The following is a 13,080-nucleotide window of genomic DNA, read 5'->3' as shown; positions in this document are numbered from 1 at the left end:
TTTATCTTTTGTTATTTAATAATATTGATGCTTGTCCTGCCCAGTCATCACGTTGTGCTCTACCTGGGAAAGAACCTGTTATAGAATCTAATAAATTATACTCACTTTCGGTCATTCTAGCGACTTGAGCAAATGTATAAATTCCTATCTCGTTCAAAGTAGCCTCCATTTGAGGTCCTATACCTTTAACTTTCTTTAAATCATCAGCCTCTTGTGTTGCAGCATCAAATGTACCAACAGCACTCAATAAATCAGAGACTCCAACTTTATCACCTACAGAAGGTACAACTTCGCCCATAACTACATCGTCGGTAATAGGTTCTTTTATTTCAACTTGTGTTGTTGAAATTTGATATAAAGGCTTACCTGCATCTCTTAAAACCTTGTATTTTTCTCCTGATGATTTCAAAATAGATTTCACCTCTGCCTGAGCAATTACAGGGAACGTTCTAGAATATAATAAGAACAATACAAAGAAGAAACCGATAGTACCAATAAAGATTCCAATATCAACAAAAGTTGGAGAGAACATTGTCCATGATGAAGGAAGATAATCTCTGTGCAATGATGTTACTATAATTACAAATCTTTCGAACCACATTCCAATGTTTACAACAATTGAAATGAAGAAAGAGAACATAATACTAGTTCTTAATTTCTTAAACCACATAAATTGCGGAGAGAACACATTACAAGTCATCATTGACCAATATGCCCACCAGTAAGGTCCGGTTGCTCTATTTAAAAACGCATACTGTTCGTATTCAACACCAGAATACCATGCCATGAACAACTCAGTAATGTAAGCACAACCAACAATAGAACCCGTTAACATTATAACGATGTTCATTAATTCTATGTGTTGAACTGTAATATAATTTTCTAAGTGACACACTTTTCTCATGATAATCAACAGCGTGTTTACCATTGCGAAACCAGAGAAAATTGCACCCGCAACGAAGTACGGAGGGAATATAGTTGTATGCCAACCTGGTATTACCGAAGTAGCAAAGTCAAAAGATACAATGGTATGTACAGAAAGTACAAGTGGTGTTGCAAGACCTGCAAGTACTAAAGACACCTCTTCAAATCGTTGCCAATCTTTAGCACGACCACTCCATCCAAAACTTAACAGACTGTATATTTTCTTCTGGAAAGGCAACACCGCTCTATCACGGATCATAGCAAAATCAGGAAGAAGACCTGTCCACCAGAATACCAATGAAACAGATAAATATGTTGATATTGCAAATACATCCCAAAGAAGTGGAGAGTTGAAGTTTACCCATAACGAACCAAATTGATTCGGAATAGGAAGTACCCAGTATGCCAACCAAGGACGACCCATATGGATAATTGGAAACAACCCTGCTTGAACAACCGAGAAAATAGTCATTGCCTCAGCAGAACGGTTAATCGCCATTCTCCATTTTTGACGGAACAATAATAGTACCGCAGAAATAAGAGTTCCGGCATGACCGATACCTACCCACCAAACGAAGTTGGTAATATCCCAAGCCCAGTTTACAGATTTGTTAAGACCCCAAGTACCGATACCGGTAGAGACCGTATAAATAATACAACCTACCCCCCAAAGAAATGCCACTAAGGCAATGGAAAAAACTATCCACCAGTGCTTGTTAGCTCTGCCTTCCACAGGAGCAGCTATATCCACAGTTACATCGTGGTAGCCTTTGTCTCCAGTTACTAGGGGTTTACGTATAGGTGCTTCGTAATGCGACGCCATAGACTTTTGTTATAATTACTTTCTACTATTGTTTATGCTTCGTTGGTGTTTCTAACCTTAACGTGATAGAAAACATTTGGTTGAGTACCTACATGCTCCAATAAATGATACATACGGTCACTCTTTTTTAATTCTGATACTTTACTCTTCTCATCGTTCACATCACCAAATACTATGGCTCCATTGCTACATGCAGAAGAACAAGCTGTTTGGAATTCTCCATCCTCAATAACACGACCATCTCTTTTAGCGTCCAAAATAGTCTTTTGTGTTTTTTGAATACACATAGAACATTTTTCAATAACACCTCTAGAACGAACATTAACATCTGGGTTCAATACCATTTTACCCAAATCATTGTTCATATGGAAATCAAATTCGTCGTTGTTGTTATATAAGAACCAATTAAATCTACGTACTTTATATGGACAGTTGTTTGCACAATATCTAGTACCAACACATCTGTTATAAGCCATTTGATTCTGACCTTGCCTACCATGTGAAGTTGCCGCAACAGGACATACAGTTTCACAAGGTGCATGATTACAGTGCTGACACATTACTGGCTGAAAAGCAACCTGAGGATTAGCAGAAGGATCTTCTAACTCACCAAAGCCTCCTAATGAACCATTGTCGCCAGACAAGCCATCAAATCCATCTTTTTTGGCATTATCGCCTTCAAAAGTTTCTTCAGAAGAATAATATCTATCAATACGCAACCAGTGCATATCTCTTGATTTTCTAACTTCGGCTTTACCTACTACAGGCACATTATTCTCTGCATGACAAGCAATAACACAAGACCCACAACCAGTACAAGCATTTAAATCGATAGACATATTAAAATGATGTCCGATACTACGATCAAAGCTATCCCACAAATCAACAGATGTTGCAGGTACTTCTTGGTGATCCAATGATACTACCGGCACTTCATTCCACTCGGCATGATCCTTTGTATTGAATATCTCCAAAGTAGTCTCTTTAATGATATCACCTCTACCCATTAGGGTTTTATGCAATTGAATACAAGCAAACTCATGATTACCTGCAACTTTCTCTACACTTACAGATTGTATGTTACTAAAACCATCATATAATTTGAAGGCATTAACACCTGTTTGCATATCCTCTTTCAAACCTACCGTTTTACCATAACCGAAGGAAAGACCAACCGTTCCTTTTGCCTGTCCTGGCTGAACAACAACAGGAACTTTATCAAGACTAACACCGTTAACGGTAAGCTTAACATAGCTACCATCCATACCGCCATTAGCAACATTTACATTCTCAACACCCAATTCAGCAGCATCTGCTTTTGAAACGGTAACGTAGTTATCCCAAGACACCCTTGTAATTGGATCAGGAAACTCTTGCAACCAAGGGTTACTTGCCTGCTGACCATCACCCATACCAACTTTAGAGTAAAGCGTAAGCTCCATACCCTCACTAGTAGTATTAGCCAAACTACGCACAGCGGATGACAATGAGGTGTTAGACACCACCTCTACATTATCTTCTGCAATACTAACATTCTGAACAGCACCCTCAACACCAACAACCATCGTATCGGCACTAAAAACACCATCTTGCAATGCTTGGTTCCAACTTGCACCGTTAAGCACACTTGAAGTCCAAGTTTCTTTTATGTAATCATAATACGTCTGCTCGCTTCCCAGTAATTCTAAAATCACTGACTGAAACTGCTTAGTATCGAATAATTCTTTTATTGTAGGCTGCATTAAACTGTAATGCCCTTTCTTAACCTGAAAATCACCCCAAGACTCTAAATAATGATTAGAAGCACCAACGTACTGTACAGCCTCTGTAGTTTCATTCCAATTTGTGGAGAAAGCTACACTAAGATCAACTTTAGTAAGACCTTCTTTAAAATCTTCAGCATTTGGAAGAGAATACATTGGATTAACTCCGTCTATTAACAAAGCTCCCACTCTACCCGCTTTCATATCTGAAATTAAGGCATTTACAGCCTTAACACTACCTTTTCTTATATATTTAGGAGCTGAAGCGTCGTACGCTTTACTATCCAACATTTCATTGATAGCCAATACTACCGACTGTGCGTTAACATCATCCAAACCAGTTACAACAACAGCATTTGAACCTGCCTTCTTAATTTCAGTAGCAATAGAATCAACTAAAGCATCATATTCAGATGTATTACCGCCAACCGTAGTTCCATTTAACTTACCGTACAGCTTAGCTAAAACAACTTTCTGAACACTTGGCTTCATAGCTACACGCTTATCAGCGTTTGCACCTGTCAAAGACATATTTGCCTCTATCTGTATATGCCTAGACATTTTACCGTTCTTTGGAACTCTACCTCTAGAATAGGCTGCATCATATCCTCCTCCTTGCCAATCTGCAATAAAGTCCGCACCGAAAGAAACAATTACTTCAGCTTTTTCAAAGTCATAATCAGCCAAAGCTCTCTCACCATACTTATTTTCAAAAGCAGTTAAAGCCGCATCTTCAGAAATCGCATCATAAGTAACATGAACTACATTTTCATTAGCCGCCACCAAATCTGACATTAAACGATCCGTTGATGGACTAGCGTAAGTCTGTGTCAAAACAGCAATTTTCTTAGAAGAGCCTTTTAATACACCCATCTTAGATTTCACCGTAGCTTTTAAGACATCCCACTCAACAGGTTCGCCGTTTGCCAAAGGCCCTTGCAATCTGGTACTATCATATAGAGAAAGTACAGAACCTTGAACTCTAGCATTTGCTGTACCACCTATTTTAGCCAAAGTGTTATTCTCAACTTTAATAGGACGACCTTCGCGTGTTTTTATCAATATACTTGCAAAATCAAAACCATTTGCAATTGTTGTTGCATAATAATTAGCAACCCCAGGAACTATATTTTCTGGCAAAACCACATAAGGAATAGATTTTACAACCGGTCCTTCACAAGCCGCCAAAGAAGCTGCTGCGGTACTAAACCCAACATACTTTAAAAAATCTCTACGATTTGTATTTGTAGAAGACAATGTTTCCTTATCACCCAAGAAATCTTCAACAGGAATCTGCTCCACAAATTCATTCTGCTTAAGCGCCTCAACAATGGAATCGTTAGGATTTAACTCCGCTTCGTTCTTCCAATACTTTTTGTTTGATGCCATACGTATTATCTGTAATTAGCTTCTTAAATTATTATTAATAGTGACACTTACCACATTCCAGACCACCTAACTGTGCTGCTGTTAAATTCTCCACACCGTACTTTTTAGAAAGTTCAGCATGAATTTTCTCATAGTACTCATTGCCCTCGACCTTTACATTGGTCTCTCTATGACAATCAATACACCAACCCATAGTCAATGGAGAATACTGATACATAATTTCCATCTCCTCTACAGGACCGTGACAAGTTTGACACTCAACCCCAGCAACCGAAACGTGTTGTGAGTGGTTAAAATAAGCGAAATCAGGTAAGTTATGAATACGAACCCATTCTACCGGTTGACTTTCACCTGTATACTTTTGGTTTTGCTCATCCCAGCCAACCGCTTTATACAACTTCTTTATCTCACCAGTGTAAAAATCATTAGTATAACCGTTCTCCAAATCTTCTTGAGATGGACCTTCTGGATTACCCGTATACTCATAAATTGATTTATGACAATTCATACAAACGTTCAATGAAGGAATTCCCGACGTCTTTGAAACCCTTGCAGAAGAGTGACAATATTTACATTCTATCTTATTATCACCTGCGTGGATCTTATGCGAATAATGAATTGGCTGTATTGGAGCATACCCTTGGTCAACTCCCACCTGCATCATCCAACCATAAGCAAAATAAGCACTACCCAATAATAATATTATTGCGGTTACCAGAACCAAAAATTGATTTTGCGCAAAAGCTTTCCAAATAGGCGTTCTTTTAGCAGCATCCGCTTTTTCAACTACAATTCCGTTCGCTTGTGCTATACGTTGTAAAGTTTTATTAACCAATAACAACATTACCACCAACAAACCAAATACAAGCACTAAAGCACCTAAAATGATTTCATTGGAAATACCTGATGAATTCGCCGATCCACCAGCAGCGGTTTCAGCACTTCCAGCAGCAGCGGCAGGCGCAGCAGGTGGCGGTGCAGCCGTGTAAGCCAAAATATCATCAATATCACTATTGGACAATGTAGGAAAAGCGGTCATCGCAGCTTGGTTATACTCAGCATACACTTTGTTAGCATAAGCATCACCTGATTTGATAACACCTGGACTATTTTTAATCCAAGCATACAACCACTCCCTATCTAAACCTTCTTCTTCACTTAACCTGCTTTCTACATTCTGTAACGCAGGACCGGTCATTTTGCGATTTAACGCATGACAAGCGGCACAGTTCTGGTTGAACAAAGCTTTACCTTTTTTAGCATCTCCACTACCCTCGGCTTCAGTAGCCGCAGGTTCAGCAGCAGAATCATCCTGCGCTATTAACGGACTTGCAAAAAACAAAAATGCAATTAGGGATAAACCTAAAATTTTAGAAAACTGATTTCGGTTTGGAACCTTTTTCATATATCGAATATTTCTATCGGAATCTTGGCATGATTTTGGTCATAGATGAAACCAAATTAAAATCCACCAAATGCCTAAATCGGAGACAAAAATACGACATAGACTTTATTTGAAAAATGTTAATGTATCTATAATTTATAATTTAGAAATGTTCTAAATAAACATTGATTTATTTGTTTGAACCTTAATAATTTACTTTTGCAATGAAGGAAAATAAAACCCTAAAAAAATCATGAAAACACTAAGTACCCTCGTAATTTTTGCATGTATTACTCATTTTACCTACGCACAAGGTGCTAAAGTGACTATTCAGCAAGATCAAAAAATAGACGAACTGTTAGAAGTTTATAAAACTTCTTTAAGTAATAATGAATATTATAGAATTCAGGTTGGCTTTGGTAATTACGCAAAAGCAAAAGAAATTAAAGCAAATGTAGAAGAAGACTTCCCCGACCTAGTTTCAAAAATAGATTTCGACTCACCAACATACCGGGTTAGAGTTGGCAGGTTTACTTCGAAATTAGACGCCGAGCGAAAATTTAATGAGGTAAGGGTCAAATACCCTAATGCGATGTTATTAAAACCAAAAAAATCGACCAAATAGGTCGATTTTTTTTTTGCTTTATATCCTAGAGTTTAAATTCTTTAGATATTATTTATTTGGATTTCAACTTCTTCTTAACAGCAACCTCTTGGAAAGCCTCAACAATATCACCTTCATTGATATCATTGTAATTCTTAATCTGAAGTCCACAATCGTAACCCTTAGCAACTTCTCTAACATCATCTTTAAATCGTTTTAAAGAAGACAATGTACCTGTGTAAATTACTACACCGTCACGTATCAATCTAATATTAGAATTTCTAAAGATTTTACCACTAGTTACCATACAACCAGCAATAGTACCCACCTTCGAGATTTTAAATGTCTCTCTAATTTCAGCAGTACCAGAAATCTCCTCTTTCATTTCAGGCGATAACATACCCTCCATTGCATCTTTAAGATCATTGATCGCAGAGTAAATAATGGAATACATACGGATATCAATTTCCTCTTTCTCGGCAATTGCTTTAGCATTACCCATCGGTCTTACATTAAAACCAATAATTACCGCATCTGACGCAGAAGCTAACAACACATCCGATTCCGTAATAGGACCTACTGCTTTATGTATAATATTAACTTGAATTTCATCAGTAGACAATTTCTGGAAAGAATCGGTAAGCGCTTCAACAGAACCATCCACATCACCTTTAAGTATAATGTTAAGTTCTTTGAAATCACCTAACGCAATTCTACGTCCAATTTCATCTAAAGTAATATGACGCTGCGTTCTTACGGATTGCTCACGTTGTAATTGAGATCTTCTTGAAGCTATTTGTTTTGCCTCACGCTCATCTTCCAATACATAGAACTTATCACCCGCTTGCGAAGCACCATCAAGACCTAATATCGATATTGGAGTAGACGGACCGGCGGACTTAATATTATTACCCCTTTCATCTTGCATAGCTTTTATCTTACCACTAGTGGTACCGGCCAATACATAATCTCCAATTTTAAGTGTACCAGATTGCACCAACACAGTAGATACATAACCTTTTCCTTTATCAAGGAAAGCCTCCACAACCGTACCGGTAGCAAGTTTATCTGGATTTGCCTTCAGCTCCAATAATTCAGCCTCAAGCAATACTTTTTCCAATAATTCTTTTACACCTAAACCAGTTTTAGCAGAAATATCATGTGATTGTATTTTACCACCCCAATCTTCTACCAATAAGTTCATTTGCGCTAAACCTTCCTTAATTTTATCAGGATTAGCTGTTGGCTTATCTACCTTGTTTATTGCAAAAATGATAGGAACCCCAGCTGCCTGAGCATGACTAATCGCTTCCTTCGTTTGTGGCATAATATCATCATCAGCCGCTACAACGATAATAGCAATATCAGTCACTTGAGCACCTCTTGCACGCATCGCGGTAAACGCCTCGTGACCTGGTGTATCCAAGAATGCTATACGCTCTCCGTTCTCCAAAGAAACACCATATGCACCAATGTGTTGCGTAATACCACCACTTTCACCAGCAATTACATTTTCCTTACGTATGTAATCCAACAATGAAGTTTTACCATGATCCACGTGACCCATTACGGTTACGATAGGAGCCCTGTGTTCTAAATCTTCAGGAGCATCTTCCTCTTCAACAATACTTTCTTCAATATCTGCAGTAACGAAATCTACTTCGTACCCAAATTCTTCAGCAACGATAGACAATGTTTCGGCGTCTAAACGCTGGTTCATGGTCACCATAATACCTAAAGACATACAAGCCGAAATAATCTCGGTCGTAGAAACACCCATCATGGTAGCAACCTCGCTTGCCGTAACAAACTCGGTAACCTTAAGAATTTTGTTCTCTAATTCTTGTTTCTCTAAATCTTTTTCCGTCTGTTCACGGTGCTGATCCCTTTTACTTCTTCTATATTTAGCACCCTTACCTTTCTTAGATTTACCCTGAAGTTTTTCTAAGGTCTCACGTACTTGCTTTTGAACATCTTCTTCGGTAGGCTCTACTTTTGCAACTGGTGCAAATCTACCTCTACCTTTATTTCTATCACCTGGTTTTCCAGTGTTTCTATTTTGACCCGGACCAGAAGGATTTTTTGTAACAATTCTTCTACGTCTCTTTTTACGATCGGTATTTGATTTATCTGAAGCCTTTTTTTCTTCTTTTTTCTTCTTAGGCTTCTCAAACTTACTTAGGTCAATTTTTTCACCTGCAATTTTAGGACCCGATAATTTTTGATATTGAGTCTCTATTGTTTTTGGTGCTTCATTCTCTGGATTAGATTCCGTTTCAGCAGCTTTAGCCTCCTCTTTCTTAGGCTCTTCTTTTTTAGGCTTTTCAGCTTTTGGAGCCTCAACTTTAGGTGTTTCTTTCTTGTCCTCTGTTTTTTGCACAGGCTGAGACACTATTTTGGGACCTTTAAGAACAACTTTTCTAGTTTCTTTAACCTCTGCCTTTGGCTCAGCTTTTTCTTCAACCTTTTCTTCAGACTTAGGAGTTTCCTTCACAGGTTCTTCCTCTTCCTTTTTCTTTGGATTAAGGTCAATTTTTCCGACCATTTTAGGACCTGTCAACTCTACTTTGCCAACCAAAGTTTTGTCTTCAGCTTCAGAATTTCTTCGCTCACGGGCCAAGCGACGATCTTCCTGTTCTTTTTCCAATTGAACTCGAATTGCCTCCTTCTCCTTACGTTTTTCCTCTCCAACTTCCTTAGATGCAACCTTTTTACTTTTATCCGTTTGGAATTCGTCAAGTAAAACCTGATAAACATCATCGGAAATTTTAGTGGTAGGCCTCGCTTCCACATCATGCCCTTTCCCATTAAGAAAGTCCACTGCCCTGTCCAAGGAAATATTAAGTTCACGAAGAACTTTATTAAGCCTTATTTTCGCATTGTCTGCCATAAATACTGATTCCCGTTCTTTTATTTAAGTGCTAATATATAGCTAATCTTCTAATTCTTCTTTTAGGATACGCACAACTTCTAAAATTGTTTCCTCTTCTAAATCTGTACGTTTCACCAAATCGTCAACATCTTGCTCTAAGACGCTACGAGCTGTATCGAATCCAATTTTCTTGAACTCATCTATAATCCATGCATCGATTTCATCAGAGAACTCTGTTAATTCAACATCTTCCTCTACACCTTCACGGAACACATCTATTTCATAACCAGTTAATTGACCAGCTAATCTAATGTTATGACCACCTCTACCAATTGCCTTAGAAACCTCTTCAGGTTTCAAGTACACTTGGGCAGTCATTTTCTCATCGTTCAATTTCACCGAAGAAACCCTAGCCGGACTCAATGCCCTAGTAACCAACAACTGTGGATTTGCCGTCCAGTTAATCACATCAATATTCTCATTACCCAATTCACGAACAATACCATGAATTCTTGACCCTTTCATACCTACACAGGCACCTACAGGATCAATACGATCGTCATAAGAATCAACAGCTACCTTAGCCTTTTCCCCAGGTATTCTAACAGCTTTCTTAACCGTAATCAAACCATCAAAAACCTCTGGTATTTCTTGGAAGAACAATTGCTCCAAGAATTTAGGCGAGCTTCTAGACATTATAATGGTAGGTTTTGCACCTTTCAATTCTACACTTTCAATAACACCCCTAACATTATCACCTTTACGGAAAAAATCAGAAGGTATTTGTCTATCTTTAGGCAAAATGATTTCATTACCTTCATCATCAAGCAAAATTATAGCCTTATGACGAATATGGTGCACCTCTGCAGTGTATATTTCACCCTCTAAGTCCTTAAAGTGCTTGTAGATGGTTGTATTATCATGCTCATGGATTTTAGAAATCAAATTTTGACGTAATGCCAAAATAGCTCTTCTACCCAGGTCAATTAACTTTACTTCTTCAGATACATCTTCACCAACTTCAAAATCTGGCTCAATTTTACGAGCAGCGGACAATGAAATCTCCTCATTTGGCTCTTCAACCTCTCCATCATTTACAACGACACGGTTTCTCCAAATTTCCAAATCACCTTTATCTGGGTTAATAATGATATCAAAGTTATCATCTGAACCAAACTTCTTTTTCAGCGCATTTCTAAAAACATCTTCCAAAATGGCCATCAATGTTACCCTGTCTATGAACTTATCGTCCTTAAACTCTGAGAAAGATTCAATTAACGCAATATTTTCCATTGGTAATTACAATTAAAATTTTAATACAACTTTTGCTTTAATAATATCTGAAAAATTTACTTCTTCTTTTTTCTGAACGGTCACTTTCCCCTTACCTATTGGCTTAGGCTCCCTAGCTTTCCATTCCAAAACAATAGAATCATCATTTACTGCGGTCAAATTTCCCTCAAACTTATTATCGTTTGTGCGAACTTCAAGTTTTCTACCAACATTTTTTAAATATTGACGAGGCATAACCAAAGGTGCAGCTGCACCAGCAGAAGCAACCTCTAGGGAAAAATCGTGTTCATCACGGTCTAAATTATGCTCGATCGCCCTACTGATTTTTATACAATCACTGACCGTAACCCCATGGTCACCGTCTATTACCACATGAATGCTATTATCAGCACCCATTGTGAAATCGATTAAAAATAGGGAGGGATCTTCTTGAAGACCTTGTTCCAATAATTCTTTTACTTTTTCCTTTAGCATAAATAATAAGTAATAAAAGAGGGGACTAATTGTCCCCTCATGAATACTTTTATATCCTTTCAGCTTTGCAAATATACAACAAAATTAATTTCCTACAATACCACACCAACACCTAATTCATTCATTTTGAAAACAATTATATAAAATAATAAATCTTGTTTCAATTATAGCTTTTTAGAAAAAATCTTATTTTTAACAGAACACCAACCAAAATAACCCTTCATGGAAATTCTATCCTCGTACAACCTAATTATTGGAGCATCTTTAATTGTAGTTTTGTCATTCTTTTTTAACGGCATCTCAAAGAAAACAAATATTCCGGCAGTATTAATGCTCATTGTACTGGGCATACTCATTAAAATAGGTCTTGAATTCTTTATTCCAGAAATACCAGATTTTAAGGGCTCTTTAGAAATTTTAGGAACCGTTGGTTTAATAATGATCGTTCTTGAAGCTGCTTTAGAATTAGAACTTAAAAGGGAAAAGCTGATCCCCATTCTTAAATCAATGGCTATTGCTTTAATAGGTTTAGTAGGGTCTGCTTATGTTGCTGCATTAATACTATATCAATTTATACCCAACATGACTATGCAGTCTGCCTGGCTCTACGCTACTCCATTATCAATACTTTCCAGTGCGATCATAATTCCGAGTGTTGGAGGCCTAAGTGAGAAAAAGAAGGAATTCCATATTTATGAAAGCACCTTTTCTGACATTATGGGGATTATGATGTTTTACTTCTTAACGGGGAAATTAAACCCGGCAGAAGACACCGGCGCAAGCGGATTTGCTTTAAACCTACTACTCACTGTTGTAATAGCCCTTGTTGCCAGCTATGCCATTATATTAGTGTTTCAAAAAATTAAAAGTCAGGCAAAATTATTTCTACTTATAGCAGTTCTTCTTCTACTTTATGCTATTGGTAAAAAGATGCATTTATCTTCTTTAATCATCATACTCGTATTCGGATTGATCGTAAAAAATGTGAATTTATTTTTTCCGGGTAAAACAAAAATCTTTCTAGAATCTGAGCGAATGCAACAAATATATCACGAATTACATATTGTAACCCTTGAAACAGCATTTGTAGTAAGAACGTTTTTCTTTGTCATATTTGGTATCACTATTGTACTATCATCACTGTTAAGCATTAATGTAGCCATTGTCAGCTTACTGATTATAGCATCTATATATGCTATACGCTTCATTATACTAATGATATTTGTAGGTAAAGACATGCTACCCCAATTATTTATAGCACCAAGAGGACTAATTACCGTACTTCTATTTTATGCAATACCCATGGAAGCACAAATTGAGGGCTTTGAATCTGGTATTCTACTCTTTGTTATAATCGCTACAAGCCTTGTTATGACATGGGCTATGATAAAAGATAAACGTAAAATGGGTACACTCTTAGACGAATTGGATGAGGAGATTTTGGAAAGAAACTTAGCTGAAGATGCCGTTCGAGTTTCTAATACTACGTCTTCTACAAGTACAGATGATGAAAATCATCAGACCAATACATTCAAAGACCATTAAAATTAAAGC

At 37.4% G+C, this 13,080-nt stretch carries 8 protein-coding genes; 2 read left to right on the top strand and 6 right to left on the bottom strand.

The features are described 5' to 3' along the window. Nucleotide 1 precedes the first annotated feature (1 nt). Genes nrfD through DCS95_RS08085 form a run of 3 tightly spaced genes read right to left on the bottom strand, consistent with a single transcriptional unit; the run spans nucleotide 2 to nucleotide 6,304 of the window. Entirely contained in the window at nucleotides 2-1,747 is a 1,746-nt protein-coding gene (nrfD, locus tag DCS95_RS08095) for an NrfD/PsrC family molybdoenzyme membrane anchor subunit (protein ID WP_116770307.1), read from the bottom strand. Nucleotides 1,748-1,779: 32 nt separating this feature from the next. Beyond that, a complete protein-coding gene (locus DCS95_RS08090) occupies nucleotides 1,780-4,899 on the bottom strand; it encodes a TAT-variant-translocated molybdopterin oxidoreductase (protein ID WP_116770306.1) in 3,120 nt (1,039 codons plus the stop codon). Between the two features lie 34 nt (nucleotides 4,900-4,933). Further along, nucleotides 4,934-6,304 (bottom strand): c-type cytochrome, encoded by a 1,371-nt coding sequence (locus DCS95_RS08085; RefSeq protein WP_116770305.1) that lies wholly within the window; start codon nucleotides 6,302-6,304, stop codon nucleotides 4,934-4,936. 232 nt (nucleotides 6,305-6,536) lie between these two features. Between DCS95_RS08085 and DCS95_RS08080 the strand changes: the two genes are divergently transcribed. After that, the gene (locus tag DCS95_RS08080) at nucleotides 6,537-6,908 is read left to right on the top strand and encodes an SPOR domain-containing protein (RefSeq protein WP_116770304.1); all 372 of its coding nucleotides are present in this window, start codon (nucleotides 6,537-6,539) and stop codon (nucleotides 6,906-6,908) included. 52 nt (nucleotides 6,909-6,960) lie between these two features. On the opposite strand, the gene infB is transcribed toward DCS95_RS08080, so the two are convergent. From infB to rimP, 3 genes are read right to left on the bottom strand one after another with little or no spacing between them, the layout of a single operon-like run. Next, nucleotides 6,961-9,777 carry a translation initiation factor IF-2 gene (gene infB / locus DCS95_RS08075; RefSeq protein WP_116770303.1) on the bottom strand — a complete coding sequence of 939 codons (2,817 nt, stop codon included), beginning with the start codon at nucleotides 9,775-9,777 and terminating at the stop codon, nucleotides 6,961-6,963. A gap of 42 nt (nucleotides 9,778-9,819) precedes the next feature. Beyond that, nucleotides 9,820-11,052 (bottom strand): transcription termination factor NusA, encoded by a 1,233-nt coding sequence (nusA, locus tag DCS95_RS08070; RefSeq protein ID WP_116770302.1) that lies wholly within the window; start codon nucleotides 11,050-11,052, stop codon nucleotides 9,820-9,822. A gap of 12 nt (nucleotides 11,053-11,064) precedes the next feature. After that, nucleotides 11,065-11,526 (bottom strand): ribosome assembly cofactor RimP, encoded by a 462-nt coding sequence (rimP, locus tag DCS95_RS08065; RefSeq protein ID WP_116770301.1) that lies wholly within the window; start codon nucleotides 11,524-11,526, stop codon nucleotides 11,065-11,067. A 222-nt stretch (nucleotides 11,527-11,748) separates the two neighbouring features. On the opposite strand from rimP, the gene DCS95_RS08060 reads away from it, so the two are divergent. Then, a complete protein-coding gene (locus tag DCS95_RS08060) occupies nucleotides 11,749-13,071 on the top strand; it encodes a cation:proton antiporter domain-containing protein (RefSeq protein WP_116770300.1) in 1,323 nt (440 codons plus the stop codon). The last annotated feature ends 9 nt before the right edge of the window (nucleotides 13,072-13,080 follow it).

It is taken from the genome of Maribacter litoralis, assembly GCF_003075045.1.
GTDB lineage: Bacteria > Bacteroidota > Bacteroidia > Flavobacteriales > Flavobacteriaceae > Maribacter > Maribacter litoralis.
Note: the sequence above shows the minus strand (reverse complement) of the source record. Positions and strands in the feature narration are given on the sequence as shown.

Coding starts and splice junctions, on each gene's coding strand:
- DCS95_RS08060 (WP_116770300.1), top strand. CDS start 11,749: ATGGAAATTCTATCCTCGTACAACCTAATTATTGGAGCATCTTTAATT.
- DCS95_RS08090 (WP_116770306.1), bottom strand. CDS start 4,899: ATGGCATCAAACAAAAAGTATTGGAAGAACGAAGCGGAGTTAAATCCT.
- nrfD (WP_116770307.1), bottom strand. CDS start 1,747: ATGGCGTCGCATTACGAAGCACCTATACGTAAACCCCTAGTAACTGGA.
- rimP (WP_116770301.1), bottom strand. CDS start 11,526: ATGCTAAAGGAAAAAGTAAAAGAATTATTGGAACAAGGTCTTCAAGAA.
- DCS95_RS08085 (WP_116770305.1), bottom strand. CDS start 6,304: ATGAAAAAGGTTCCAAACCGAAATCAGTTTTCTAAAATTTTAGGTTTA.
- infB (WP_116770303.1), bottom strand. CDS start 9,777: ATGGCAGACAATGCGAAAATAAGGCTTAATAAAGTTCTTCGTGAACTT.
- nusA (WP_116770302.1), bottom strand. CDS start 11,052: ATGGAAAATATTGCGTTAATTGAATCTTTCTCAGAGTTTAAGGACGAT.
- DCS95_RS08080 (WP_116770304.1), top strand. CDS start 6,537: ATGAAAACACTAAGTACCCTCGTAATTTTTGCATGTATTACTCATTTT.